Genomic DNA, 25852 nt, shown 5'->3' on the forward strand with positions numbered 1-25852 from the left:
GAATCCCGCGTTTAGTTCCGCGACGGCAGTCCTGTCGACACGCCATCCGGGCGAAGCTCTGCAGCCATGCAGCCCTTCGAACCGTAGCCCCAGCGGACCTGAACGATCTGACCGGGACGAAGCTCGGTGAAGCCGAAGCGCCGCAACGTCTCCATATGGCAGAAGATATCAGGCGTGCCCTCGCCGCGTGTCAAGAAGCCGAAGCCCCGGACGCGGTTGAACCACTTCACGTAAGCCCGTTCCCAATCGCTTTCAGGCTGCACGATGACGTGCGTGCGCTGCGGAAGCTGAGAGGGGTGAATGGCCGTGCTTTCATCCATGCTGAGAATGCGGAAAGCCTGCATTCCCTTTGAACGGCGCAGAACTTCGCAATGAACGCGAGCGCCTTCATAAGCGGTCTGGAAACCGCCTGCGCGCAGACACGTCACGTGCAGAAGAATATCCGGCAGTCCGTTGTCCGGGACGATGAAACCGTATCCCTTGGAAGCGTCGAACCATTTTATCATTCCAGCGACCTCGAAAACCTCGATCGCCGCGTCGTCCATCACTTCCGGTCCGGCCGAAACCGGTTGTAGATCATCCAGAAGACCGGGACGCTTTGTATCCCCCATCACTTGATACCCCGCATACTGTGCGTCAAACGATTATGACAGCTCGCGTCCGAAGCTTCGGCGATCGGTTCTGGAAGAGCCCTCTTCAGAATCGAACGCCACCGCATCATCGCGAAGCGGGACGAAACATAACACCGGCTCTGCGCAGGGCCAGCGGCATTTTTTTAGCCCGCCTCTTGACGCTTGTTTCCCCTGATTCAATCCACATTCGATTGCGTACCTTAAGCATATGATCGGACAGCGAGAAAATCGAATTCCGATTCATCCCCAGTTTCGCACGAGCGCATGTTTGCGCTGCAAAGCCATCCACACCACCACATTCGTCAAGTGCGCACGAAGTGTGTTTTCACTGATTCGATTTTTACGCACGAATAGCGATGCTTTTGAACGCTTGCTCGCGATGCGCCGGCCGATTTTTCCAAAGGTCTTGCACAGGCGGCAAAAAATGACACTGACATCATCCGGACACGCAATGCGCGATTCGAAGTCGAGTGTGGCAATGCTGCCGCTCACGGCGTGGCGCTCGATGGCAAACCTCGACGGCACCGTCTAAATTCGCAATCCCAGACGCAACATCCGTGCGACGCTTCACACACGGTGTCCGCTTTGTCTGCCTGGTTCGGAGGGTTTCAGTGTTGGTTCGCGCGAGATGCATAACGAAATCGTGGCGACTCACGAACGTAACGAGCAACGCTCTGGACGATGATCACAGCGCGGATGCTTTCGGCATGGGCCCATTATGACGGTCGCGCCTAAAACATCCCGGCAGGTCGCCATCGTCGGCGCCGGGCCAGCCGGACTTTTCGCAGCCGAGATCATCGCCGCGCGCGGACACCACGTCACCGTGTACGAACGGATGGCGTCGCCAGCGCGAAAATTCCTGCTCGCCGGGCGCGGCGGCTTGAACCTCACGCACAGCGAGGACATCGCCGCCTTCCTCGACCGCTATGGCGACGATGCGAGTAATGTGCGCGCGGCCGTGGAACGCTTCCCTCCCGAAAAGCTGATCGCATGGGCGAACGGCCTCGGCGCAGAGACGTTCGTCGGCAGCAGCGGCAGAGTCTTTCCCCGCGCGATGAAGGCGTCACCCTTGCTTCGCGCGTGGCTCCGCCGTCTCGCTGACCTCGGCGTGACGATCAAGACCCGGCATCGCTGGACGGGCTTCACGCTGTCGCGCGGTCTGCAATTCGAACTCGCAGACAAATCGCAGATCGAAATCGACGCCGACGCAGTTTTGCTTGCACTCGGCGGCGCGAGTTGGCCGAAACTCGGCTCCGACGGATCGTGGGTCGAACCCTTCAAACAGGCCGGAATTGACGTGACGCCGCTCGCGCCCGCCAACTGCGGTGTCCTTGTTCCGTGGTCTGAGATCTTCCGCACGCGCTTCGAAGGCTCTGCCCTGAAGCGCATCGCGCTGACGATCGACGGCACGACCCGGCGCGGCGAGGCGATCGTCACGCGCGACGGTCTCGAAGGCGGAGCCGTCTATGCCCTCGGCCCCTATATACGTGCAGCCCTCGGCAGAGATCAGACAGCAACGGTGCTCGTCGACCTCAAGCCGGACATGACGCATGCCGACCTCGTCGCGCGCCTCGCTCGGCCGCGCGGCAAGGACACCATGACGAATTTCCTCCGCAAGGCCGTCCATCTCGACGCCGCCGCCGCTGGTCTGCTGCGCGAGGCCGGATTGCCGGACGGGGCGGACGCGCTCGCGACGCGGATCAAGGCCGTTCCAATCCAGACGACGGGTCTCGCCCAGATCGAGCGCGCGATCTCAACGGCGGGCGGAGTTGCATGGCAATCTCTGACCGGCGGACTGATGCTCTCGACGCGGCCGGGCGTTTTCCTCGCAGGAGAGATGCTGGACTGGGAAGCGCCAACGGGCGGCTATTTGCTGCAGGCGACGTTCGCAACATCAGCCGTCGCCGCAAATAGTTTGCTCGATTGGCTGCTCGCGCAGGATTAACCCATCCTCAAATCGCCTCTCCGAACACGCCCATGCTCCGGCGTTGGCAAAATGGAAAACGACAATAAGCGCCGATCGCAGAAATAATATCCTATTCACGCTGAGTTATATGGCTTCTCATGGGAAAAATATTCCCATATGGTGGGTTCAACCGGAGGCTCTATATGACTTTGTTCGAAGCAACCCCGTCCCCCGCTAGCGGAGGGGCGAGCGACGCTCATGCCGCGACGCAGCAGGCGACGGCTGCCGACCTCGATCGGGCCTTGGGTGACCTGCCGACGCTCGGCGAGCGGATCAAAGCCATTCGCGCCGCCATCGACGGCACGATCGCGTTCTCGACCAGCCTCGGCATCGAAGATCAGGCGATCACCCACGCCATCGCCGAGACCGGTGCCGACATCGACATTTTCACCCTCGATACCGGACGCCACTTCCCGGAAACGCTCGACACGCTGTTCGATACCGAAGGCAAATACGGCCTGCGCATTCGCGTCATGTATCCCGACGCAGCGGAAGTCGAAGACCTGGTTGCCAACGACGGCATCTACGGCTTCCGATACTCGATCGATGCACGCAAGGCGTGCTGCGAGGTGCGTAAGGTGCGTCCGCTCAACCGCGCACTGAACGGCGCGGCAGCCTGGGTCACGGGACTTCGACGCGAGCAATCGCAAGGCCGCGCACACGTGCACTTCGCGACCTATGATCCGGCGCAGAAACTCATCAAGCTCAATCCGATCGCCGACTGGTCGCTCGCGACGCTCGAGGATTACGTCGCGACGAACAAGATTCCCGTCAACGCGCTGCACGCGAAAGGCTTCCCGTCCATCGGCTGCCAGCCCTGCACGCGCGCCATCAAGCCGGGCGAGGATATTCGTGCCGGTCGCTGGTGGTGGGAAAGCGAAGACAAGAAAGAATGCGGACTTCACACGCAGCGTGAAGATCCGGGATTTGAAGAAAAGGACCACGCCGCATGACGGCCTCACCCTCCCATCTCGATCTCCTCGAAGCGGAGAGCATCCATATTTTCCGCGAGGCTGCGGCCCAGTTCCGCAAGCCCGTGCTGATGTATTCGATCGGCAAGGACTCGACCGTTCTGCTGCATCTCGCGCGCAAGGCGTTCCATCCGCAGAAGCTGCCGTTTCCGCTGCTGCACGTCGACACGACGTGGAAGTTCCGCGACATGATTAAATTTCGCGACCAGCAGGCGAAGGAGCTCGGTCTCGATCTCATCGTCCACACCAATGAGGACGGCATCAAGCGCGGCATCAATCCGATCGATCATGCGCCGTCCATTCATACCGACGTTCTGAAAACGCAGGCGCTGAAGCAGGCGCTCGACAAATACGGGTTCGACGCAGCATTCGGCGGCGCCCGCCGCGACGAGGAAGCGAGCCGCGCGAAGGAACGCGTCTTCTCGTTCCGTGCGAGCGGCCATCGCTGGGACCCGCGCCGCCAGCGTCCGGAGATGTGGAATCTGCTGAATGGCCGCCTCGGCACAGGCGAAACGGTTCGCGTGTTTCCGATGTCGAATTGGACGGAAAAAGACGTCTGGCGCTACATCCTGCGCGAGAAGCTCGATGTCGTGCCGCTCTATTTCGCAGCCGAACGCCGGACCATCGTCCGCAACGGGCAGATATTGATGCAGGACGATGACCGCCTGCAGCCGCGCCCCGGCGAGAAAGTCGAAACGCGCAGGATCCGCTTCCGCACGCTCGGCTGTTATCCGCTGACGGCCGCCGTTGAGTCCGACGCCGATACGATCGAAGCCGTCGTCGCCGAGACCATCAACGCGCAAACCTCCGAACGCCAGGGCCGCTTGATCGACCACGATCAGGCCGGCGCAATGGAAAAGAAAAAGCAGGAAGGCTATTTCTGATGTCCATCCACGCTCTCAAAACCAATCCTGGCCTGCAGACGCCTGCGCGTGCGCAAGACGTGCCGAACCTCGTTCGCGAGCTCGGCGGCATCACGCATCTTCTGACCTGCGGTTCCGTTGACGACGGCAAGTCGACGCTGATCGGGCGCCTGCTCTGGGATGCCTCCGATCTTTATGAAGATCAGCGCGAGAACGTCCGCCGCTCGGGACGCAAGGCCGCCGGTACCGATCTTCCCGACTTCTCGATGTTGCTCGACGGTCTGGTGGCCGAACGCGAGCAAGGCATTACCATCGATATCGCCTGGAAGTATTTCGATACCGATACGCGCCGCTTCGTCATCATCGACTCGCCAGGCCACGAGCAGTACACGCGCAACATGGCGTCGGGCGCGTCCCACGCGGACGTTGCGATTGTGCTCGTTGACGCGCGGTCGGGCGTCAAGAAGCAGACCAAACGTCATACGGCGATCCTCGACCTCGTCGGCGTCAAACACGTCATTCTCGCCGTCAACAAGATGGATCTCGTCGGCTGGTCGGAAGACGTGTTCCGCAAGATCGAAGACGATTTCCGCACGCTGTGCTGGAAGTTCAATTTCTGGGATTCGACCGCGATCCCTCTCTCGGCCGTTTTCGGCGACAACGTTTCGGCGCCCTCCACCAACATGAGCTGGTATTCGGGGCCGACGCTCATTCAGCATCTCGAGAAAGTGCCGAGCCGGGTCAACGAGGCGGGCTCCGTCTTCCGCTTTCCCGTACAGATGGTGCTTCGCGACGGTCAGGATTTCCGCGGCCTCGCAGGCACGGTCGCCTCCGGCACGGTGAGAGTTGGCGATACCGTCACCGACGCACTCAGCAACGCCAGCGGTAAGGTCGTCCGCATCGCGACGTTCGATCGCGATCTGCAAAGCGCGTCCGCTGGCGAAGCGGTTTCGCTGCAGCTCGATGTCGATATCGACGTCTCGCGCGGCGCCGTGCTTTCCGCGCCGGAGATGCGCCCCGTCGCGGCGCAAACGCTCGAAGCGCGGTTCGTCTGGCTTTCGGAAGACGCGTTCAGTCCGACAGCCGGTTATCTCGTTCGCACGGCGACCGACTTGATTCCGGTTTCCAACATCGAGATCAAAGCCCTGCTCGATCTCGAAACGATGGCATCGCGCCCAGCGCGCGCGTGCTCGGCGAACGATATCGCCATCGCCAAAATCTCGCTCGGCCGTGGCGCGGCGATCGATGTTTTTTCGGAAACGCCGGAAACCGGCCAGCTTCTGCTGGTCGATTCCGTATCGGGCGCAACGGTCGCCGGCGGCATCGCGACGTCCGTCGATGCCAAGGCCGAAACTCCCTCCGAAGGTCACTTCGTTCTAAAGCGCGATATGCTCGCCAACGGCTTGAACCGCGATCTCTCGATGAGTTCGAAGGATCGTGAAGAGTTCATGCGCCGCGCAAACGAGGTCGCGATCATTCTGCGTTCGGCTGGCGTTTCAGTCGCCATCGAGCCGCCTCCGCCGCTGGACGACGGCCTCGATCCGGGACTCTGATCTTCACTCGTAGCGCATCAAGGAACGCGAGACAGCTTCCACCACACCGACACTAAAACAGCGAGGATTCTGCAATTGCAGACCTCGCTATTCTCGCGTACCTCAATCTCTCGCTTTTTTTTCGGACCAAAATGCCTGACGTCGATCCCCAAACACTTTGGCCGATGATCATCTCCGGCGGCTTCGTCGTCGGATTTCTCGTTGGGTTGACCGGCGTCGGCGCCGGCTCGCTGATGACTCCGTTTTTGATCACGAAGATCGGAATCTCTCCGGCGCTTGCCGTCGGCACCGATCTGCTGTTCGCATCGATCACGAAAGCGTCCGCTGCCTGGCCGCACCACAACTTCGGCAACGTCAATTGGCGGCTCGTCGCCTGGCTCGCGACAGGCAGCGTGCCGGGCTCGTTGGCTATGCTGGGCATTTTGCACGTGCTCGACCCCGATACCGCGCGCCTCGCGGCGCTCATCAAGCACGCTCTGATCGCCGCTCTCGTGATCAGCTCCCTCGCGATCATTTTTTATCCGCTCATCACGCGGCGCGGCGCGCAGGTCGTCGAACCGACCGACGTTCCGGTTCGCCATCTCTCCACGCTTCTGCTCGGTCTCTGCCTCGGCTCGGTCGTGACGCTGACGTCCGTCGGCGCCGGCGCGATTGGCGTCGTCATCCTGACACTGCTCTATCCGACGCTCAGAACGCGCCGCTTGATCGGCACCGACATCGTGCACGCCGTGCCGCTGACGCTGGTCTCGGGCCTCGGCCACATGTCGATCGGCAACACGAGCTTTGAATTGCTCGGGCTGCTGCTCGTCGGCTCGATTCCAGGCATCGCCATCGGATCGCGCCTGACGGGCCGCTTGCCGGACTGGCTGCTGCGCCTGTTCCTGGCGACGATCCTCTGCTTCGCAGCTTATCAGCTCGCGCAAAAGCTCTAGCCGACGCCCCCGGCCGTGTTCAGCCGGGAACCTGAAGCTGCATCGTGCGATTGCCGCGTTTGACCGCGACCTGCCACATGCGCTGCCGTTCAGCGACGGCATGTTCGGCATCGATCACGTTCGCAATCTTCTTGCCGCCAATCGACACGATGATGTCACCCGGCTGAAATCCGAGACTTTGCGCAACCGATCCATTGCGCACCGACGTGATCACCACGCCCTCGGTCTCATCGATGCTCAGTTCATCGGCAACCGACGGCAGGATGTTCGAAACCCGAGCGCCGTCGAGCGGATTGTTGCCCGACAGATTGCGCGCGTCGTCTTTTTCCGGCTTTGGAGCGACGACCAGAGGCAATGAAATATCGATCGGCTGGTTCTTGCGAATAACGCTCAGATGCGCCGTCTGACCGATGCCCTTGGTCGCAAGACGATAATAGACCGCGCGCGCATCGGCGACTTCGACGCCGTCGACATTCGTGATCACGTCGCCTTCGCGCAACCCCGCATCCGCTGCCGGACCTTTGTTGTAGAGCCTTGTCACCACCGCGCCCGCAACGCGATTGAGACCGAGCCCTTCCGCAAAATCATGCGACATCGCTTCGAGCTTCGCACCGATCCACGGCCGCTCGACCTTGCGTCCGTTGGCGGCGCTTTCGGCATAGACGCGAACGAGGTTCGACGGAATGGCGAAGCCGATGCCAACTGATCCGCCCGACTGCGAATAGATCATCGTGTTGATGCCGACGAGACGGCCGTTCATGTCGACGAGCGCGCCGCCGGAGTTGCCAGGATTGATCGCGGCATCCGTCTGGATGAAAACTTGACTGTCCGACTCAGCCATTTCAGATCGCGACAGCGCGGACACGATACCGCTCGTAACAGTCTGGCCGACGCCGAACGGATTGCCGATCGCGAGCACGAGATCGCCGACATCGAGCCGGTCTGAATCGTCGAACTGCAGATACGGAAACTTGCCATCGCCGCCTTCGATCTTCAGGACGGCGATATCGGCTTTCTCATCCTTGCTGATGACTTTCGCATCGTACTCGCGACGGTCCGACAGCGCGACGCGGATTTCCGTTTCGCCGCGCCCCCTGACGACGTGATTGTTCGTAACAACGAGGCCGTCCGGATTGACGATGACGCCGGAGCCGAGCGAACTCATGACGCGTTCCGTCGGCTGACCGAAAGCATCGCCGAAGAAACGGCGAAACCACGGATCGTTCGCGAAGGGCGAAGCGATCGTTTGCACGTGGGTTCGGACGTAGACGTTGACGACGGCAGGCGCAGCCGTACGGACGATCGGCGCGTAAGAAAACTGGATCGCCTCGCGCGACGGCGGCGCGACTTTCTCCTGCGCCAACGCGGAGCTCGGAGGTGTCTTCGGCGCAAGCGCGAATACGCCGGCGACCGCCGCAAGCCCGATCATCACGACCCGTTTTTTCATTGTCATCCGAATGCTCCACATGAGCGCGATTGCAGGTGCCGGCCGGACAGTCCGTCGGTGGCCAGACTCGTATGGCAGAGGAATATGTAGGGTTCGCGCCTCAGATCAACCTAAGGTCTCGTAATGATCGGACGGCAGCCGTCACGGCGTCGTCGGCGCTCCGGAGGTTCAATCCAAGGTCCCTGCGAACCCTTGCATTTGTGTAATCTTTCTCAGCCCCAAGCTCCGGGAGGATCGTCCGCAACCTCTTGTCGAACACGGCAAGCGCGCGAACCGCGGCATCGGGGAGTTCAAACTTCGGCACCTTGCCGCGCAGATCCGGCAGCTCGCGCGCGAGGACCTGGCCAAGCTCATAAAGGCGCAACTGGCCCTCACCGATCAGATAGCGTTTTCCCGCCGCCTCGGGCCGAAGCGCCGCTTCCGCATGCGCCGCCGCGACGTCGCGAACGTCGGTGACGGGAAAGCGAATACGCGGCGCCGCCGGATAAAGCCCGCGCGCCATCAAGCGGAACAGCTCATGCGACGTCGACAGATCATCGTCGAGCGCCGGACCTTGCACGAATGCAGGATTGATGACCGCCAGCTCCGGCGCGCTCGCGGTTTCCTTGACGAACTGCCACGCCGCCTTCTCCGCGATCGTCTTCGACTTGATGTAGGGCGTCAGCCCAGAACGCGTTTCGTCGGTGAAGTCATCTTCGGAATAGATGTGCTCCGGCCGCAGGCCGCTTCCGTAAAAAATCGCGACGGATGAAGACGTCAGCACCACGCGCTTCACTTGCGCGCGCGTCGCCGCTTTGAGAACGCGGAGCGTGCCCTCGCGCGCCGGGCGGATCACATCATCCGCATTATCAGGCTGCGCGATCGGAAACGGCGACGCCGTATGCACGACGATGCCCGCGCCCGCGACGGCTTCATCCCAGCCCGCATCGCGCTCGAGATCGGCGACAGCGAAGGAAAGTCGCGATGGATCACAGCCGGGCCGCGTCATCGCCCGGCGCACCGTATCCGCCTTGTCCAGCGTGCGAACCGTGCCGCGCACCGGATAACCGCGCTTCAGGAATTCGCCGATGACATACTTGGCAACGAGGCCTGACGCGCCCGTCACGACGACCAGAGGTTCCGTTGGCATTGTGTCCCCACGGATGGCGGCGGCCGCAGAGCCGGCGGCCTCTGCAGGCATAATCCGTCAGAAGGCGACAGCAAGGCAATGCATTGAGCGGCGCGCGCAAACAAAAAACCCGGCGTTGCGCGCCGGGGTTTTCAGAATTCTCGAAGTCGCCGCTTGGCGATCAGTTGGAGTCAGCCTGCTCTGCAAGCTGAGCTGCGTGCCGGGCTTTGTCTTCGGCACCCTTCACACTCTCGTCGCGATCGACGAGTTCGATGACGGCGCGAGGCGACGCGTCGCCATAACGGAAGCCGGCTTTGAGCACGCGCGTATAGCCGCCGTTGCGATCCTTGTAGCGGGCCGCGAGCACGTCGAAGAGCTTCTTGACCTGATCTTCGTCGCGAAGGCGCGCAGCCGCGAGACGGCGCGAGTTCAGGTCGCCGCGCTTGGCGAGCGTGATATACTTATCGACAACGCGCTTCAGGTCCTTCGCCTTCGGCAGCGTCGTGATGATCTGTTCGTGCTTGATGAGGGCAGCAGCAAGGTTCGAGAACATTGCCTGGCGGTGCCCGACGTGACGGCCGAAACGGCGGCCGAGTTTCTTGTGTCGCATCTTATCTTCATCCTTACATTGTGAGATTGACCGTCAGCTTGGCTGCCCGGTTTGAGCGCGGGAGTTTCTATGGCCTCACCTTCGCCCTTCGCTCCTTCTCCCCGTTTACGAGGAGAAGGTTGGGATGAGGGGCGGCAACAATCGCCGGAGCGCGTTTCTGCCCCTCACCCTAACCCTCTCCCCGCGAGCGGGGAGAGGGGATATCGTTCTCAGTACTGGTCTTCGAAGCGCTTCGCCAGCTCGTCGATGTTGTCCGGCGGCCAGTTCGGCACTTCCATACCAAGATGCAGACCCATCGTGGCCAGCACTTCCTTGATCTCGTTGAGCGACTTGCGCCCGAAGTTCGGCGTGCGCAGCATCTCGGCTTCCGTCTTCTGGATCAGGTCGCCGATGTAGACGATGTTGTCGTTCTTCAGGCAGTTCGCGGAACGCACCGAAAGCTCGAGCTCGTCGACCTTCTTGAGAAGCGCGGCGTTGAACGCCAGCTCCGGATGACGCTGCTCTTCCTGTGCCTTCTTCGGCTCCTCGAAGTTGATGAAGACCGCAAGCTGATCCTGCAGAATGCGAGCGGCAAGCGCGACGGCATCCTCGGGACGAACCGAGCCGTCCGTCTCGACGACCATCGTCAGCTTGTCGTAGTCGAGGATCTGGCCTTCGCGCGTGTTCTCGACCTTGTACGAAACCTTCTTCACCGGCGAATAGAGGCTGTCGACCGGGATCAGGCCGATCGGCGCGTCTTCCGGACGGTTGCGGTCGGAGGCAACGTAGCCCTTGCCCATGTCGGCCGTGAATTCCATACGGATCGATGCGCCCTGGTCGAGGTGGCAGATCACGTGATCCGGATTCAGGACTTCGACTTCGGAGGACGCTTCGATGTCGCCCGCGGTGACGGGGCCGGCGCCTTCCTTCTTGAGCACCATGCGCTTCACGCCTTCCGAGTGGATGCGCAGCGCGATTTCCTTGATGTTCAGGATGATGTTCGTGACGTCTTCGCGGACGCCCGGGACGGACGAGAACTCATGCAGCACGCCATCGATCTGCACCGTCTTGATGGCGGCGCCTTGCAGCGACGACAGCAGCACGCGACGCAGCGCGTTGCCGAGCGTCATGCCGAAGCCGCGCTCGAGCGGCTCTGCGACGACCGTCGCGATGCGCGAGCGATCGCGGCCCGTCTGGATCTCAAGCTTCGAGGGCTTGATCAGGTCTTGCCAGTTCTTCTGCAGAACGTTCACGAGATACCTCGTCAATTATGCGCGGACGGGGGAGCGGGCCGCGGAATCTCTTATGCGGTACATGCGTCAGCGCGCCGGAAAGCGGCGCGCGATCTATGATCTCTTAGACGCGGCGGCGCTTGCGCGGGCGGCAGCCGTTGTGCGGGATCGGCGTCACGTCGCGGATCGAGGTGATCTGGAAACCGACGGCCTGCAGCGCACGAAGCGCCGACTCACGGCCCGAGCCCGGACCGCAGACTTCGACTTCGAGCACCTTCATGCCGTGCTCCTGCGCCTTACGGCCGGCGTCTTCGGCCGCGATCTGCGCCGCATACGGCGTCGACTTGCGCGATCCCTTGAAGCCCTTGGTGCCCGACGACGACCAGGCAATCGTGTTGCCCTGCGCGTCCGTGATCGTGATCATCGTGTTGTTGAAGGAAGCATTCACGTGAGCGACGCCCGACGTGATGTTCTTCTTCTCGCGCTTTTTGACTTTGCCGCGCGCTGCACTTGCTTCTTTGGCCATTGCGTCCGTTACTCCTAGCCTCTCCGATGCCGAGGCGAAAATTCAGTTTGTGCGCCTCGACGGAGGTGCGAATGCGATATCGCGCCGAACTACTTCGTCGCCTTCTTCTTACCGGCGATCGGAACGGCCTTGCCCTTGCGGGTGCGAGCGTTCGTGTGCGTGCGCTGACCGCGGACCGGGAGGCCCTTGCGGTGGCGCAGACCGCGGTAGCAACCGAGATCCATCAGACGCTTGATGTTCGTCTGCACTTCGCGGCGAAGATCGCCTTCGACGGTATAGTCGCGGTCGATCGTCTCACGGATCTGGAGCACCTCGGCGTCCGTCAACTGATTGACGCGGCGCTCAGTCGGGATGTTGCACTTCGCGCAAATCTCTTTCGAGAATTTGGGGCCGATGCCATGGATGTAACGCAGCGCGATTTCGACACGCTTGCCGGTAGGAATGTTGACGCCTGCGATGCGGGCCACTTCAGTCTCCTGACTTTATCTCGTCGTTTTGTTTCGTCTTGCTCAAACGTGTTGGTCGAATTTCGATTTCTGAAGCTACCGGAACGCGTTGCAGCGTTCTTGCCAATCCTCAAAAGCCAATAGGCGCAACGATCGCGAAACCGGAGCTAACGCCCAGGTCCGGATCAAGTTGAGCCCTAAAAGAAAAGTGGGCTGTTTTAGCTCGGTCGCTCCCTTCCGTCAATGCTCGCTTTTTACCTTAAGCCACCTGATATTTGTTCAGAATTTCATCGATTTGCTGGCTGACTTCGGCGATCGGAGCCATCCCATCGATCGATTTCAGCAGGCCGTGGGCGAAATAGTAACCAATGATCGGCGCCGTCTCGCGGTAGTAGGCCATCAGACGCGTTTTGAGCGCTTCGGCGTTATCGTCGGCGCGTACCGTGCCGCCAGCCGCCAGAGTCTCGCGGGCGCGATTCTCAATGCGGTCGACCAGCTTGCCGTCGTCGACCTTGAGCTCGATCACGCTGTCGATCTTGCGGCCCTTGGACTTCAGAAGCTTGTCGAGCGCGTCGGCCTGGGCCAGCGTGCGCGGAAAGCCGTCGAGGATGAAGCCCTTGCTGCAATCAGCTTCGGAAATCCGGTCCGCGATGATGCCGATGACGATCTCATCGCTGACGAGACCGCCCGAGGCCATGACCTGCTTGGCCTTGAGGCCGACCGGCGTCTCCGCCTTGACGGCCGCCCGCAGCATGTCACCGGTCGAAAGCTGAGGAATACCGAGCTTCTCGGAAATCTGCTGAGACTGTGTTCCCTTGCCCGCGCCAGGCGGGCCGAGCAGCATCAGGATCATCGGCGTGTCCCACGGAGCTTGGCCTTCTTGATCAGGCCTTCATACTGTTGGGCGATGAGGTGGCCCTGGATCTGAGACACCGTATCCATCGTCACGCTGACCGCGATCAGCAGCGAGGTGCCACCGAAGTAGAGCGGGATGCCGGCATACGACGTCAGAATTTCAGGCAGGACGCAGACTGCAGCCAGGTAAAGAGCGCCGACGACGGTAATGCGGGTCATCACGTAGTCGATGTATTCCGCAGTCTTCTCGCCAGGACGAATGCCAGGCAGAAAGCCGCCGTATTTGCGAAGGTTGTCGGCCGTCTCTTTCGGATTGATGACGACAGCCGTGTAGAAGAACGTGAAGAAGATGATCATCGCGGCATAGATCGCGACGTGCAGCGGCTGCCCGCTTCCGAGCATCGCGACGGCGGTATTCAGCCACTCCGGTCCCTGGCCCGCGGTGAACTGCGCGACAGTGATCGGCAGCAACAGCAGCGATGACGCGAAAATCGGCGGAATGACGCCCGACGGATTGAGCTTCAGCGGCAGATGCGAAGCTTCGCCTTGGAACATCTTGTTGCCGACCTGGCGCTTCGGATACTGCACCAGAAGGCGTCTCTGAGCCTGCTCGCAGAACACGATCGCCGCGACGACCGCGAGAGCGAGCACGATGAAGAACAGCAAAATCGCAGGCGAGATCGAGCCCGTGCGCGACAGCTCGAACAGCTGCACGATAGCTCCGGGAATGCCGGCTACGATGCCTGCGAAGATGATCAAGGACGTGCCGTTGCCGACGCCGCGCTGTGTCACCTGTTCGCCAAGCCACATCAGGAACACGGTGCCGCCGACCAGCGTGATGACCGTCGTCGCGCGGAAGAACATGCCGGGTTCCAGCACGACCGCGCCGGCCGAATTCTGCGATCCTTCAAGACCGACCGCGATGCCGTAGGCCTGCAGCGCCGCCAGAATGACCGTGAGGTAGCGCGTATACTGGTTGATCTGCTTGCGGCCCGCCTCGCCTTCTTTCTTCAAGGCTTCGAGCTTCGGCGAGATCGACGTCATCAACTGCATGATGATCGACGCCGAGATGTACGGCATGATGTTCAGCGCGAAAATCGCGAGGCGCTCCAGCGCGCCGCCCGAGAACATGTTGAACATGCCGAGGATGCCGCCGGCCTGCGACTTGAACGTCTCGGCGAACGCCGCCGGGTTGATGCCGGGCATCGGAATGAAGGTGCCGAGACGATAGACGATGAGGGCGCCGAGGGTGAACCACAGGCGCCGCTTCAGATCCTCCGCCTTCGCGAAAGCGCTAAAATTCAGGTTCGAAGCGAGCTGCTCGGCAGCGGAAACCATTGCTGTCTTCTCCTAAGCGCCGTCGCGGTGCTTTTGGAAGCAACACGTCAGCCTGGACCTGATGCCCGCGATCATGCGCGAGCCTCGGTCCGGATACGAGCACACGGGAGAACGACGCGCTATCGTCTCCCGCGCGATCGTTATTCCTCGGTTTTCGCGGCCGGCTTCTTGCCCGAAGCAACTTTCTTCGCCGCAGATTTTTTGCGCTTCTCTTCGTCGGCCGCAATCACCTTGCGCTCGATCAGGCTGATGCTGCCACCGGCCTTTTCGACGGCGGCTTTCGCCTTCTGCGTCGCGTGATTGACGGTGATCGAGATCTTCGCCTTGATTTCGCCGTCGCCGAGCAAGCGCACGCCATCCTTGGGACGACGAACGATACCGGCTGCGACCAATGCGGCGAGATCGAGCGGCTTCGAACCGTCGAGACGCTTGTCGTCGATCGCCTGCTGCAGCGTGCCGACGTTGATCTCGTTGAAATCCTCAGGGCGCCACTTGTTGAAGCCGCGCTTCGGCAGACGGCGATGGAGCGGCATCTGACCGCCTTCGAAGCCGCCGATGGCAACGCCGGTACGGGCCGTCTGGCCCTTGCCGCCGCGGCCACCCATCTTGCCGAGACCCGAGCCGATACCGCGACCGATGCGGACGCGCGTCTTCTTCGAACCCGGATTATCTTTGATGCCGTTGAGCCGCATAGTCGTTATTTCCCTTCTACGACCTGCACGAGATGCTGAACTTTCTTCAGCATGCCACGCACGGCCGGCGTATCTTCGAGCGTCGATTTGCGGCCAAGCTTATTGAGGCCGAGACCAATCAGCGTCTCGGTCTGCCGCTCGGGGCGACGGTTCGGGCTGCGAACCTGCTCCAATGTGATCGTTTTCTTAGCCGCCATATCGTTACCTCAAGTCCATTTGTGAAGCGGCGCTTCGGCCACTCCGCCATACCTTTTAGGCGTCAGCGCCAGCATCGGCGGCAGCCGAGCCGTCACGGCGACGCGACACGATGTCGGAAACCTTCTTGTTGCGGCGGGCCGCAACGGCGCGGGGATTTTCCTGCGCCTTGAGAGCGTCGAACGTCGCGCGAACGACGTTGTAGGGGTTCGTCGAGCCCATCGACTTGGCGACGACGTCATGCACGCCGACCATCTCGAACACGGCGCGCATGGCGCCGCCCGCGATGATGCCGGTACCGGCAGGCGCAGCGCGGAGAACGACTTTGCCCGATCCGTGACGGCCGACGCTGTCGTGATGCAGCGTACGCGCATCGCGAAGCGGCACGCGGAGCAGGTTGCGCTTCGCACCTTCCGTCGCCTTGCGGATGGCTTCCGGCACTTCGCGCGCCTTGCCATGCCCGTAACCGACGCGACCCTTCAGATCGCCGACGACGACCAGCGCGGCGAAGCCGAACCGCTTGCCGCCCTTGACGACCTTGGCGACGCGATTGATGTGCACCAGCTTATCGGTGAACTCGCTGTCGCGCTCCTCGCGGTCTCTGCCACGGTCTCTCTGGGGTCCACGTGCCACGATTTCGTTCCTCTCGGGTCTTTAAAACTTCAATCCGCCTTCGCGGGCGGCATCGGCGAGCGCTTTCACGCGCCCATGAAAGAGAAAGCCGCCGCGATCGAAAATGACCTCGGTTACACCGGCCTTGACGGCGCGTTCGGCGACGAGCTTGCCGACGGCCGCAGCCGCAGCCTTGTCCGCGCCGGTCTTGCCCGAACTCTTGACGTCCTTCTCGAGCGTCGAAGCCGCGGCGAGTGTCACGCCCTTCACGTCGTCGATCACCTGAGCGTAGATGTTCTCCGACGAGCGGTGAATCGAGAGCCGGGGACGGCCGTTCGCGCTCTTCTTCAAAGACCGGCGAACGCGCGCTTTGCGGTTCTTGAATTTGTCGTTGATGTTGGCCATCATTGCCGTTCCTACTTCTTCTTGCCTTCCTTGCGGAAGATGTATTCGCCTTTATAGCGCACGCCCTTGCCCTGGTAGGGTTCGGGCTTGCGAGACGCGCGGATCACCGACGCCATCTCGCCGACCGCCTGCTTGTCGATGCCGGACACCGACAGAAGCTCCTGCTTAGCGCCGCCGACCTTGACTTCGACGCCGGCCGGAACCTTCAGAACGACATCGTGGCTGTAGCCGACAGAAAGGGTAAGGGTGTCCTTGCCCTTCATCGCCGCCTTGAAGCCGACGCCATGGATCTCGAGATCCTGCTGGTAGCCTTCCGTGACGCCCTTGATGAGGTTCGCGATCTGCGTCCGCGACATACCCCATTTCGAACGTGCGAGCTTGGAATCCTCGAGGAGCGAGATATCGATCCCCTCGTCCGTACGCTGCACCTTCAAGGCGTCAGGAACCGTAAAGGCGAGTTCGCCCTTCGGGCCTTTCATTTTCACGGTCTGGCCGCTGATCGTCGCCGTCACATTGGACGGGACGGGGACGGGCTTTTTACCGATGCGCGACATGACTTCTCAAAACCTTGTTTCGTTCGGCCGGCGTGCCGGCCATAGCCTTAGAAGATGCTGCAGATGACTTCGCCGCCGACGTTCGCTTCGCGCGCCTTCGAGTCCGACATCACGCCCTTCGGCGTCGACAGAATTGCAACGCCCAAACCGTTCGCCACCGTCGGGATATCCTTGACGGGCGAGTAAACGCGGCGGCCCGGCTTCGAGATACGCTCGATCTCGCGGATCGCAGGTTGGCCATTGTAATACTTCAGCTCGATCTCGAACTGCGGGACTTCGCCCTTGAGTTCGACGCGGCTGTAACCACGGATGTAGCCTTCATCGGCGAGCACGTCGAGGACGCGCGCGCGGAGGCTTGAAGCAGGTGTTGCGACTTTCGGCCGGCGGCGCATCTGCGCGTTCCGGATACGTGTCAGCATATCGCCCAACGGATCATTCACGGACATCGTGCGTTCCTTTTACCAGCTCGACTTAACCATGCCCGGGATACGCCCCTGGCTCGCCAACTCACGGAGCTGGTTGCGGCACATCTTGAGCTTGCGGTAGTTGCCGCGCGGGCGGCCGGTGATTTCACAGCGATTGCGGACGCGGACCTTCGAGCCGTTACGCGGCATCTCGGCGAGCTTCAACCGTGCGGCGAAGCGTTCTTCCGGCGTCTTCGTGGTGTCCTTGGCAAGCTCTTTGAGACGCTTGCGCTTCGGAGCCTGTGCCAACGCCATCTTGCGCCGGCGGTTGTTCTTTTCGATCGAACTGGTCTTTGCCATTTCTTCTCCTCCAAAGGCCTTTCGGCTTCTGTCGCCGAGGTCCTCTAGCTGCGGAACGGGAAGTTGAAGCCCTTGAGCAATTCACGGGCTTCATCATCAGTGCGGGCCGATGTGCAAACGATCACATCGAGACCGAGAACGTTGTCGACCTTGTCGTAGTCGATCTCGGGGAACACGAGATGCTCCTTGAGGCCGGTCGCGTAGTTGCCGCGGCCGTCGAAGCTCTTCGGGTTCAGGCCGCGGAAGTCCTTCACGCGCGGCAGCGCGATCGTGACGAAGCGGTCGAGGAATTCATACATGCGGTCGCCGCGCAGCGTGACCTTGGCGCCGATCGCCATGCCTTCGCGCAGCTTGTAGGTCGCAATCGCCTTGCGGGCGCGGGTCACGACAGGCTTCTGACCGGAGATCAAGCCGAGATCGGTCGCTGCGTTGTCGACTTTCTTGCGATCGTTGACAGCTTCGCCGACGCCCATGTTGAGCACGATCTTCTCGATGCGCGGAATCTGCATGACGTTCGCGTAGCCGAACTTTTCCTTCAGCGCGTCGCGGACGACCTTCTCGTAATGCGCTTTGAGACGCGGCTTGTAATCCTTCGGACGCGGCGCTGCGGGAGCGCGCGGCTCGGAGGCAGCAGCCTTCGCGGCTTTCGCCTTCTTCGCGGCGCCGCCCTGGGCAGCCGCGCCTTGCGGCTTTGCAGCTTTCGCTGGTTTGTCTTTCTCAGCCATGGCCTAGTTCTTCTCCGGGATCTGCTCGCCCGAGCGTTTTGCGATGCGGACCTTCTTGCCGTCGGTCAGGACCTTGAAGCCGACGCGGGTCGGCTTGCCGTCCTTGGGATCCTCGACTGCGATATTCGACAGGTCGATCGGACCTTCCTTCGAAATGATGCCGCCTTCCTGGCTCGCCGACTGGCGCTGGTGACGACGCACCATGTTGACGCCGCGAACGAGCGCACGATGCTCACCAGGGCGAACCTCGATGACTTCGCCGCTCTTGCCCTTGTCGCGGCCGGCGAGGACGACGACCTTGTCGCCCTTTTTGATTTTAGCAGCCGACATCAGAGAACCTCCGGCGCAAGCGAAACGATCTTCATGTGGTTCTTGGCGCGAAGCTCGCGCGTGACGGGTCCGAAAATACGCGTTCCGACCGGCTCGCCGTTGGCGTTGATCAGCACGGCGGCGTTGCGGTCGAAGCGGATCAGCGAACCATCGGCGCGGCGGATGCCCTTCGCGACGCGGACGATGACGGCTTTCATCACCTGGCCCTTCTTGACGCGGCCTTTCGGGATCGCCTCCTTAACGGAGACGACGATGGTATCGCCGACGGTCGCGTATTTGCGTTTCGAGCCGCCCAGCACTTTGATGCACTGAACGCGGCGCGCGCCCGAGTTGTCGGCGACGTCGAGATTGCTCTCCATCTGGATCATCGCGTCGTTCCTTCTCTTTCGGCTTCGTCGGAAGCCCTATTCTTGTTTGCCTTTGGGCTCGCGGGGTCTTGGGAAATATCCCAACGCTCCTACGGCTTCAAAGGCGCTCTCAAATCGAACCGCGTGAGAGCGAGGCTAACGCCTCACTGCGAAATCGCGATCCAACGTTTGTTCTTGGAAATCGGCCGGGTCTCTTCGATCGAAACCTGGTCGCCAACCTTGAACGAATTCTTCTCGTCATGCGCGTGATACTTCTTCGTACGACGCACCGTCTTCTTCAGCAGGGGATGCGTATAGCGGCGCTCGACCTGAACGACGATGGTCTTGTCGTTCTTGTCAGATACCACCACACCCTGCAACACGCGCTTCGGCATAATCTATATCTCCCTCACGCGCCTTTTCTGACGCTGCCAGCGCGCTTGGCGCTCGCCTCGGTTTTGATACGCGCGATATCGCGGCGGATGATCCGGATGCGCGCGGTGTTCTCAAGCTGACCCGAAGCCCGCTGGAAGCGCAGGTTGAACTGCTCCTTCTTGAGCTTCACCAGCTGGTCGTCGAGCTGATCGAGCGACATGCCTTTGAAATCGTCGGCCATGGCTGTTCCTCAACTCCTATTCGAGACGCGTCACAACGCGCGTTTTGATCGGCAACTTCGCGGCGCCAAGGATCAGTGCTTCCTTGGCAACCTGCTGATTGAGACCGCCGAGTTCGAAAATGATGCGGCCCGGCTTCACGCGCGCCACCCAGAGCTCGGGCGAACCCTTGCCCGAACCCATGCGAACTTCAGCCGGCTTTTTCGACACCGGCACGTCCGGGAAGATGCGCAGCCACATGCGGCCGGCGCGCTTCGTGTGACGTGCGATGGCGCGGCGTGCGGCTTCGATCTGGCGCGCGGTCAGGCGCTCCGGCTCCATCGCCTTCAAGCCGACTTCGCCATAGGCGAGCGTCGTGCCCGACTTGGCGGCGCCGTGAATGCGACCCTTGAACTGTTTGCGGAACTTCGTCCGTTTCGGTTGCAGCATATCTTAAGTGCCTCTCGGGTCCTTACGCTTCCGGCGTCGATGATCCGGCGTCTGACGCCGCAGGAGCGCTGCCGCCTGATCCGGGGCCACGTCCACCGCCACGTCCGCCACGGCCGGGACGGCGATTGCCGCGATCCTGACGGTCGCCATCGTCGCGACGCGGGCGCGGCGCGCCGCTTTCCTGCATTTCAGCAAGCTTCTTGTCGGCAGCCATCGGATCGTGCTCGATGATCTCGCCCTTGAAGACCCAGACCTTGATGCCGATGATGCCGTAAGCCGTACGCGCAACGCCGTAACCGAAGTCGATGTCGGCGCGCAAGGTGTGCAGCGGCACGCGGCCTTCGCGATACCATTCCGTACGCGCGATTTCAGCACCGCCAAGACGGCCGGCGACGTTGATACGAATGCCGATGGCGCCGAGACGCAGAGCCGACTGAACGGCGCGCTTCATTGCACGGCGGAACGCAACGCGGCGTTCGAGCTGCTGGGCGATGCCTTCAGCGATCAGCGTCGCATCGATCTCGGGCTTGCGGATCTCGAGAATGTTCAGGTGAACTTCCGAGCTCGTCAGCTTCGCGAGGTCGGCGCGCAGGCGCTCGATCTTCTCGCCCTTCTTGCCGATCAGGATGCCGGGGCGCGCGGTCTGCACCGTGACGCGGCACTTCTTGTGCGGGCGCTCGATGACGACCTTCGAAATGCCGGCCTCGCGCTGCTCTTTCATGATGTGATTGCGGATCGCGCGATCTTCATGCAGCAGCTTGCCGTATTCACCACGGGCCGCGAACCAGCGGCTGTCCCAGGTGCGGTTGATGCCAACGCGAAGGCCGACGGGATTGACTTTTTGACCCATATTACTTGGCCTCCTTGGACTTCGCCTGAGCCTTGCCGGCAGCCGGCTTCTTAGCGGCCTTCTTCTTCTCGGTCTTTTCCTCTTCGACCTGACGGACGACGACGGTCAGCTGCGAGAAGGGCTTCAGGATCGCTGCGCCGCGGCCGCGGCCCCGGGCATGAAAACGCTTCAAGACCATGTTCTTGCCGACATAAGCCTCGGCAACGACCAGATCGTTGACGTCGAGCGAGTGATTGTTCTCGGCGTTGGCGACAGCGCTCATCACGCACTTGCGGACATCGCCCGCGATGCGCTTCTCGCTGAACTCGAGTTCGGCGAGCGCCTGTTCGACCTTCTTGCCCCGGATCAATCCCGCGACGAGGTTGAGCTTTTGCGGCGAGATGCGCAGCGACTTCGCAACCGCCTGGGCCTCGGTATCCGGGAGGCGCCGCTGATGGCTAGGCTTGCCCATTATCTCTTCACCGCTTTCTTATCGCCGCCGTGCCCGTGGAAAATGCGGGTCGGTGCGAATTCCCCGAACTTGTGGCCGATCATGTCTTCGGTCACGGCGACCGGAATATGCTTCTGCCCGTTGTGCACGCCGAAGGTCAGGCCGACGAACTGAGGCAAGATGGTGGAGCGGCGGCTCCAGATCTTGATCACCTCGTTGCGCCCCGACGAGCGCGACTTCTCCGCCTTCTTCAGGAGGTAGCCGTCGACGAACGGGCCTTTCCAGACTGAACGTGTCAAAGTCGAATCTCCTTCAATTCGCCGCTACTTCTTCGCCTTCTGGCGCGAGCGTACGATGTATTTGGTCGTGGTCTTGTTCTTGCGCGTCTTGAAGCCCTTGGTCGGCTTGCCCCAGGGCGTCGCCCAGTGCTTACCGCCCTTGGTACGGCCACCGTTCGGGTGATCGACCGGGTTCATCGCAATCGAGCGAACCGTCGGACGACGGCCGAGCAAACGCGTGCGGCCGGCCTTGCCAACCACAGTGTTCATGTGATCGGGGTTCGACACCGCGCCGACCGTCGCCATGCATTCGGCGCTGACCTTACGCGTCTCGCCCGAGTTGAGGCGAATAACGGCGAAACCTGAGTCACGGCCGACGAGCTGAACGAACGAGCCCGCGGAACGTGCGATCTGACCACCCTTGCCGGGCTTCATCTCGACGTTATGGACGATCGTGCCGATCGGCATTGCCGCCAGCGGCATTGCATTGCCCGGCTTCACGTCGACCTTGGTGCCAGCGACGACCGTGTCGCCAACACCGAGACGCTGCGGCGCGAGGATGTAGGCCTGCGTTCCGTCCTCGTACTTGAGGAGAGCGATGAATGCGGTCCGGTTCGGATCGTATTCAAGGCGCTCGACGGTCGCCGGCGCATCGAACTTGCGACGACGGAAGTCGATCCGGCGATAGGCGCGCTTGGCGCCGCCGCCGATGTGGCGCGACGTGATGCGTCCATCGCTGTTGCGGCCGCCCGTCTTGTTCAGGCCCTCGACGAGAACCTTGACCGGCTTGCCCTTCCACAGCGTCGACTTGTCGACCTGGATCAGGTGGCGGCGTCCGGGCGACGTCGGGTTGTATGTCTTAAGCGCCATGATGCGTTTCCCTTAGAGCCCTGTCGTCACGTCGATCGAATGACCGCTCTCGAGCGTCACGACGGCCCTCTTCGTATCGCTCAACACGGCTTTGACGCCGCGGAACGCCTTCAGCTTGCCCTTGCGAACGATCGTGTTCACCGACTTGACCTTGACCTTGAAGAGGGTCTCGATCGCGTTCTTGATCTCGGTCTTCGTTGCGTCAGGCTTGACCTTGAAGATCACCTGGTTGGCTTCGGACGCAAGCGTTGCCTTTTCCGTGATGACCGGCGCAACGATGACGTCGTAAGCGGAGCGTTTCGTCGTCATTTGAACCGCGCCTCCAGCGCTGCAACGGCCGCGCGGGTCAGCACCAGCTTCCTACGACGCAGAATGTCGTAGACGTTGATACCCTGAACCGGGAGCACGTCGATATTCGGAATGTTGCGCGCCGCGCGTGCGAACGTCGGCTCGAGCTCGGCGCCGTCGATGATCAGAGCGTTGTCGAGCGACAGCTTTGCGAACTGTGCCTTCAGCGCGCCGGTCTTGCCTTCCGACGTTGCCTTGTCGATGACGACGATCTCGCCGGCCTTCGCCTTCGAAGAGAGAGCGTGGCGAAGAGCCAGCGCGCGAACCTTCTTCGGCAGCTCGATCGCGTGCGAACGAGGCTTCGGACCGAACGCCTTGCCGCCGCCGCGGAACTGCGGAGCCGACTTGTCGCCGTGACGTGCGCCGCCCGTGCCCTTCTGTTTCGTCATCTTCTTGCCGGTGACGGCAACTTCCGAACGATCCTGGGCGTGATGCGTGCCTGCCATGCGCTTCAGAGTCTGATAGCGCACCATGCGGTGAATGAGATCGTTGCGGACCTCGAGACCGAAGATCTCGTCGGCGAGATCGATGTCGCCAGCCTTGCTGGCGTCGAGGTTCGTGACTTCAGCTTTCATCACGCGCCTTCCTTCTTCGCTTCGCCGCGGGGCGTGAATGCGCCCGGCTTCGGCAGATCCGCCGGAGCGGCCTTCTTCACCGCGTCGCGAACGATGACCCAACCGCCCTTCGAGCCCGGAACAGCGCCGCGCACCATGACCAGACCGCGAGCCTTGTCGATCTTGGCGACGACGAGGTTCTGCGTCGTGACGCGCTCGTCGCCGAGATGACCGGCCATCTTCTTGCCCTTGAACACCTTGCCCGGGTCCTGGCGCTGACCGGTCGAACCGTGCGCGCGGTGCGTGACCGAGACGCCGTGCGTTGCGCGCAAGCCGCCGAAGTTCCAGCGCTTCATTGCGCCCTGGAAGCCCTTGCCCTGCGTGGTGCCCGTGACGTCCACGAATTGACCCGGAACGAAGTGGTCAGCCGTGATTTCGGCGCCAACATCGATCAGGTTCTCAGGACTGACACGAAACTCTGCAATCTTGCGCTTCGGCTCGACTTCAGCTTTCGCGAACGTGCCGCGATCAGCTTTCGTCAGCCGCGAAGGCTTGCGCGTTCCACCACCGACCTGGATGGCGGTGTAGCCGTTCTTTTCAACCGTGCGATGCGAGAGAACCTGCAGGTTCTCGAGCCTCAGCACGGTCACAGGGACATGCTCGCCTGCATCGGTAAAGATGCGGGTCATGCCGACCTTCTGTGCAATTACCCCGGAACGCATGTGCATTCCTTCCTATCGTTGGGGCCATTCGCGTTACCGCCAGAGGGCCCAAAAAAACTTGGTTTAAAGTTTGATCTCGACGTCGACACCGGCGGCAAGGTCAAGCTTCATCAATGCGTCGACCGTCTGCGGCGTCGGATCGACGATGTCGAGGAGACGCTTGTGAGTCCGCATTTCGAACTGCTCACGGCTCTTCTTGTCGATGTGCGGCGAACGGTTGACCGTAAAACGCTCGATGCGGGTCGGCAGCGGAATCGGACCACGAACCTCAGCACCGGTGCGTTTAGCCGTATTCACGATCTCACGGGTCGATGCATCGAGAATACGATGATCGAACGCCTTGAGCCGGATGCGGATGTTTTGGCCGTGCATTGCTTTGCTCCACTCTCCCCCTCCCCGCCGCGGTTACGGCGGGGAGAAGGAAAACCCCTACTCGATGATCTTCGTGACGACGCCGGCGCCAACCGTACGGCCGCCTTCGCGGATCGCGAAGCGCACCTTCTCTTCCATGGCGATCGGCGAGACGAGCTCAACGGTAACCGAGACGTTGTCGCCCGGCATGACCATTTCCGTGCCTTCGGCCAACTTGACGGTGCCCGTCACGTCGGTCGTGCGGAAGTAGAACTGCGGACGATAGTTCGTGAAGAACGGCGTATGACGGCCGCCTTCTTCCTTGTTCAGGATGTACGCCTCAGCCGTAAACTTCTTGTGCGGCTTGACGGAGCCCGGCTTGCAGAGAACCTGGCCACGCTCGACGGCTTCCTTGTCGATGCCGCGCAGGAGGCAGCCCACGTTGTCGCCAGCCTCGCCCGAGTCGAGCAGCTTGCGGAACATTTCGACGCCCGTGACGACCGACTTCTGCGTGTCGCGGATGCCGACGATCTCGACTTCTTCGCCAACCTTGATGACGCCGCGTTCGATACGGCCGGTGACGACGGTACCGCGACCCGAGATCGAGAACACGTCTTCGATCGGCATCAGGAACGGCTGATCCTTCGGACGCTCCGGGATCGGGATGAAGCTGTCCATCGCCTCATAAAGCTTGATGATGGCTTCGTCGGCGAGCGGGCCTTTCTCACCGTTGAGCGCCTTGACGGCGGCGCCGCGGATGACCGGGGTGTCATCGCCCGGGAAGTTGTACTTCGAGAGAAGCTCACGAACTTCCATTTCGACGAGGTCGAGGAGCTCTTCGTCTTCGACGATGTCGCACTTGTTCAGGAACACGACGATCTTCGGCACGCCGACCTGGCGGGCGAGAAGAATGTGCTCACGCGTCTGCGGCATCGGGCCGTCAACGGCCGAGACGACGAGGATCGCGCCGTCCATCTGCGCAGCGCCCGTGATCATGTTCTTCACGTAGTCGGCGTGGCCTGGGCAGTCGACGTGCGCATAGTGACGGTTCGGCGTCGCGTATTCGACGTGCGACGTGGCGATCGTCAGAATCTTCGTCGGGTCGCGGCGACCCTGAGACTCGGAGGCCTTCGCAACTTCGTCATACGCAATCGACGTCGACGTCCAGCCGCGATCGGCCGAAACCTTCGTCAACGCTGCGGTCAGCGTCGTCTTACCATGGTCGACGTGTCCAATCGTGCCGACGTTGCAGTGCGGCTTGTTCCGCTCAAATTTCGCTTTGGCCATCGTTGGCTCTCCTCAGTCTTCCTTACTCGGCCCCGGC

36 protein-coding genes and 1 pseudogene are annotated in these 25852 nt (G+C 61.6%); 5 read left to right on the forward strand and 32 right to left on the reverse strand.

The window, feature by feature from the left end; translation table 11 throughout:
• Window positions 1–11 precede the first annotated feature (11 nt).
• Together HYPGJ_RS08540 and HYPGJ_RS08545 are read right to left on the reverse strand one after the other, a co-directional pair.
• Window positions 12–611: a cold-shock protein gene (locus HYPGJ_RS08540; RefSeq protein ID WP_046846861.1), complete on the reverse strand. Its 600-nt coding sequence runs from the start codon at window positions 609–611 to the stop codon at window positions 12–14.
• Window positions 612–872: 261 nt separating this feature from the next.
• Window positions 873–1157 carry a hypothetical protein gene (locus tag HYPGJ_RS08545; protein WP_046846862.1) on the reverse strand — a complete coding sequence of 95 codons (285 nt, stop codon included), beginning with the start codon at window positions 1155–1157 and terminating at the stop codon, window positions 873–875.
• Between the two features lie 193 nt (window positions 1158–1350).
• On the opposite strand from HYPGJ_RS08545, the gene HYPGJ_RS08550 reads away from it, so the two are divergent.
• From HYPGJ_RS08550 to HYPGJ_RS08570, 5 genes are all read left to right on the forward strand, one after another.
• Window positions 1351–2577 carry a TIGR03862 family flavoprotein gene (locus HYPGJ_RS08550; protein WP_046846863.1) on the forward strand — a complete coding sequence of 409 codons (1227 nt, stop codon included), beginning with the start codon at window positions 1351–1353 and terminating at the stop codon, window positions 2575–2577.
• A 164-nt stretch (window positions 2578–2741) separates the two neighbouring features.
• A complete protein-coding gene (locus HYPGJ_RS08555) occupies window positions 2742–3551 on the forward strand; it encodes a phosphoadenylyl-sulfate reductase (RefSeq protein WP_052750848.1) in 810 nt (269 codons plus the stop codon).
• The gene (gene cysD / locus HYPGJ_RS08560) at window positions 3548–4453 is read left to right on the forward strand and encodes a sulfate adenylyltransferase subunit CysD (RefSeq protein WP_046846864.1); all 906 of its coding nucleotides are present in this window, start codon (window positions 3548–3550) and stop codon (window positions 4451–4453) included. The genes HYPGJ_RS08555 and cysD overlap by 4 nt, the downstream gene beginning before the upstream one ends.
• Complete coding sequence (locus HYPGJ_RS08565) at window positions 4453–5985, forward strand: GTP-binding protein (RefSeq protein ID WP_046846865.1); 1533 nt, start codon at window positions 4453–4455, stop codon at window positions 5983–5985. The genes cysD and HYPGJ_RS08565 overlap by 1 nt, the downstream gene beginning before the upstream one ends.
• A gap of 131 nt (window positions 5986–6116) precedes the next feature.
• Window positions 6117–6917, forward strand: a complete 801-nt coding sequence (locus HYPGJ_RS08570) for a sulfite exporter TauE/SafE family protein (protein ID WP_083984077.1) — start codon at window positions 6117–6119, stop codon at window positions 6915–6917.
• Window positions 6918–6936: 19 nt separating this feature from the next.
• On the opposite strand, the gene HYPGJ_RS08575 is transcribed toward HYPGJ_RS08570, so the two are convergent.
• The 30 genes and pseudogenes from HYPGJ_RS08575 to tuf form a co-directional block, all read right to left on the reverse strand.
• Complete coding sequence (locus tag HYPGJ_RS08575) at window positions 6937–8370, reverse strand: Do family serine endopeptidase (protein WP_101536124.1); 1434 nt, start codon at window positions 8368–8370, stop codon at window positions 6937–6939.
• Window positions 8371–8464: 94 nt separating this feature from the next.
• Window positions 8465–9493, reverse strand: coding sequence for an aldehyde reductase (locus HYPGJ_RS08580; protein ID WP_046848246.1), 1029 nt, complete (start codon window positions 9491–9493; stop codon window positions 8465–8467).
• Between the two features lie 160 nt (window positions 9494–9653).
• Window positions 9654–10082, reverse strand: a complete 429-nt coding sequence (gene rplQ / locus HYPGJ_RS08585; protein ID WP_046846867.1) for a 50S ribosomal protein L17 — start codon at window positions 10080–10082, stop codon at window positions 9654–9656.
• A gap of 209 nt (window positions 10083–10291) precedes the next feature.
• Complete coding sequence (locus HYPGJ_RS08590; RefSeq protein ID WP_013215070.1) at window positions 10292–11314, reverse strand: DNA-directed RNA polymerase subunit alpha; 1023 nt, start codon at window positions 11312–11314, stop codon at window positions 10292–10294.
• Between the two features lie 103 nt (window positions 11315–11417).
• Complete coding sequence (gene rpsK, locus HYPGJ_RS08595; protein ID WP_015598212.1) at window positions 11418–11819, reverse strand: 30S ribosomal protein S11; 402 nt, start codon at window positions 11817–11819, stop codon at window positions 11418–11420.
• A gap of 89 nt (window positions 11820–11908) precedes the next feature.
• On the reverse strand, window positions 11909–12286 hold the full coding sequence (gene rpsM, locus HYPGJ_RS08600; protein WP_046846868.1) for a 30S ribosomal protein S13: 378 nt from the start codon (window positions 12284–12286) through the stop codon (window positions 11909–11911).
• Between the two features lie 238 nt (window positions 12287–12524).
• Window positions 12525–13118, reverse strand: coding sequence for an adenylate kinase (locus HYPGJ_RS08605; protein ID WP_046846869.1), 594 nt, complete (start codon window positions 13116–13118; stop codon window positions 12525–12527).
• The gene (gene secY, locus HYPGJ_RS08610; RefSeq protein WP_046846870.1) at window positions 13115–14458 is read right to left on the reverse strand and encodes a preprotein translocase subunit SecY; all 1344 of its coding nucleotides are present in this window, start codon (window positions 14456–14458) and stop codon (window positions 13115–13117) included. The genes HYPGJ_RS08605 and secY overlap by 4 nt, the downstream gene beginning before the upstream one ends.
• A gap of 140 nt (window positions 14459–14598) precedes the next feature.
• Window positions 14599–15150 (reverse strand): 50S ribosomal protein L15, encoded by a 552-nt coding sequence (gene rplO, locus HYPGJ_RS08615; RefSeq protein ID WP_046846871.1) that lies wholly within the window; start codon window positions 15148–15150, stop codon window positions 14599–14601.
• Between the two features lie 5 nt (window positions 15151–15155).
• On the reverse strand, window positions 15156–15347 hold the full coding sequence (rpmD, locus tag HYPGJ_RS08620) for a 50S ribosomal protein L30 (RefSeq protein WP_046846872.1): 192 nt from the start codon (window positions 15345–15347) through the stop codon (window positions 15156–15158).
• 55 nt (window positions 15348–15402) lie between these two features.
• The gene (gene rpsE / locus HYPGJ_RS08625; protein WP_013215063.1) at window positions 15403–15978 is read right to left on the reverse strand and encodes a 30S ribosomal protein S5; all 576 of its coding nucleotides are present in this window, start codon (window positions 15976–15978) and stop codon (window positions 15403–15405) included.
• Between the two features lie 21 nt (window positions 15979–15999).
• Window positions 16000–16362, reverse strand: coding sequence for a 50S ribosomal protein L18 (rplR, locus tag HYPGJ_RS08630; protein WP_013215062.1), 363 nt, complete (start codon window positions 16360–16362; stop codon window positions 16000–16002).
• An 11-nt stretch (window positions 16363–16373) separates the two neighbouring features.
• Entirely contained in the window at window positions 16374–16916 is a 543-nt protein-coding gene (rplF, locus tag HYPGJ_RS08635) for a 50S ribosomal protein L6 (protein ID WP_013215061.1), read from the reverse strand.
• A 47-nt stretch (window positions 16917–16963) separates the two neighbouring features.
• Window positions 16964–17362, reverse strand: a complete 399-nt coding sequence (gene rpsH / locus HYPGJ_RS08640) for a 30S ribosomal protein S8 (RefSeq protein ID WP_046846873.1) — start codon at window positions 17360–17362, stop codon at window positions 16964–16966.
• 12 nt (window positions 17363–17374) lie between these two features.
• Window positions 17375–17680 carry a 30S ribosomal protein S14 gene (gene rpsN / locus HYPGJ_RS08645; RefSeq protein ID WP_046846874.1) on the reverse strand — a complete coding sequence of 102 codons (306 nt, stop codon included), beginning with the start codon at window positions 17678–17680 and terminating at the stop codon, window positions 17375–17377.
• A gap of 44 nt (window positions 17681–17724) precedes the next feature.
• Entirely contained in the window at window positions 17725–18405 is a 681-nt protein-coding gene (gene rplE / locus HYPGJ_RS08650; protein ID WP_013215058.1) for a 50S ribosomal protein L5, read from the reverse strand.
• 3 nt (window positions 18406–18408) lie between these two features.
• The gene (rplX, locus tag HYPGJ_RS08655) at window positions 18409–18735 is read right to left on the reverse strand and encodes a 50S ribosomal protein L24 (RefSeq protein ID WP_013215057.1); all 327 of its coding nucleotides are present in this window, start codon (window positions 18733–18735) and stop codon (window positions 18409–18411) included.
• Complete coding sequence (gene rplN / locus HYPGJ_RS08660; RefSeq protein ID WP_013215056.1) at window positions 18735–19103, reverse strand: 50S ribosomal protein L14; 369 nt, start codon at window positions 19101–19103, stop codon at window positions 18735–18737. Before rplN ends, rplX begins: the two co-directional genes overlap by 1 nt.
• A gap of 143 nt (window positions 19104–19246) precedes the next feature.
• A complete protein-coding gene (gene rpsQ / locus HYPGJ_RS08665) occupies window positions 19247–19477 on the reverse strand; it encodes a 30S ribosomal protein S17 (RefSeq protein WP_013215055.1) in 231 nt (76 codons plus the stop codon).
• 14 nt (window positions 19478–19491) lie between these two features.
• Entirely contained in the window at window positions 19492–19698 is a 207-nt protein-coding gene (gene rpmC / locus HYPGJ_RS08670) for a 50S ribosomal protein L29 (protein WP_013215054.1), read from the reverse strand.
• Between the two features lie 16 nt (window positions 19699–19714).
• The gene (gene rplP / locus HYPGJ_RS08675) at window positions 19715–20125 is read right to left on the reverse strand and encodes a 50S ribosomal protein L16 (protein ID WP_013215053.1); all 411 of its coding nucleotides are present in this window, start codon (window positions 20123–20125) and stop codon (window positions 19715–19717) included.
• A 22-nt stretch (window positions 20126–20147) separates the two neighbouring features.
• Window positions 20148–20975, reverse strand: a complete 828-nt coding sequence (rpsC, locus tag HYPGJ_RS08680; protein WP_013215052.1) for a 30S ribosomal protein S3 — start codon at window positions 20973–20975, stop codon at window positions 20148–20150.
• Between the two features lie 85 nt (window positions 20976–21060).
• Window positions 21061–21426 (reverse strand): annotated as a pseudogene (gene rplV / locus HYPGJ_RS08685) (50S ribosomal protein L22); the annotation flags it as partial.
• Window positions 21426–21704: a 30S ribosomal protein S19 gene (gene rpsS / locus HYPGJ_RS08690; RefSeq protein ID WP_046846876.1), complete on the reverse strand. Its 279-nt coding sequence runs from the start codon at window positions 21702–21704 to the stop codon at window positions 21426–21428. The pseudogene rplV and the gene rpsS, both read right to left, overlap by 1 nt.
• Window positions 21705–21728: 24 nt before the next feature.
• Window positions 21729–22553, reverse strand: coding sequence for a 50S ribosomal protein L2 (rplB, locus tag HYPGJ_RS08695; protein ID WP_046846877.1), 825 nt, complete (start codon window positions 22551–22553; stop codon window positions 21729–21731).
• 12 nt (window positions 22554–22565) lie between these two features.
• Window positions 22566–22862: a 50S ribosomal protein L23 gene (locus tag HYPGJ_RS08700; RefSeq protein ID WP_013215048.1), complete on the reverse strand. Its 297-nt coding sequence runs from the start codon at window positions 22860–22862 to the stop codon at window positions 22566–22568.
• A complete protein-coding gene (rplD, locus tag HYPGJ_RS08705; protein ID WP_013215047.1) occupies window positions 22859–23476 on the reverse strand; it encodes a 50S ribosomal protein L4 in 618 nt (205 codons plus the stop codon). The genes HYPGJ_RS08700 and rplD overlap by 4 nt, the downstream gene beginning before the upstream one ends.
• Window positions 23476–24177: a 50S ribosomal protein L3 gene (rplC, locus tag HYPGJ_RS08710; RefSeq protein ID WP_013215046.1), complete on the reverse strand. Its 702-nt coding sequence runs from the start codon at window positions 24175–24177 to the stop codon at window positions 23476–23478. Before rplC ends, rplD begins: the two co-directional genes overlap by 1 nt.
• A 63-nt stretch (window positions 24178–24240) precedes the next feature.
• Complete coding sequence (rpsJ, locus tag HYPGJ_RS08715; RefSeq protein ID WP_013215045.1) at window positions 24241–24549, reverse strand: 30S ribosomal protein S10; 309 nt, start codon at window positions 24547–24549, stop codon at window positions 24241–24243.
• Between the two features lie 57 nt (window positions 24550–24606).
• A complete protein-coding gene (gene tuf, locus HYPGJ_RS08720) occupies window positions 24607–25815 on the reverse strand; it encodes an elongation factor Tu (RefSeq protein ID WP_046846878.1) in 1209 nt (402 codons plus the stop codon).
• Window positions 25816–25852 lie beyond the last annotated feature (37 nt).

This window comes from Hyphomicrobium sp. GJ21, from assembly GCF_001006785.1.
GTDB lineage: Bacteria > Pseudomonadota > Alphaproteobacteria > Rhizobiales > Hyphomicrobiaceae > Hyphomicrobium_B.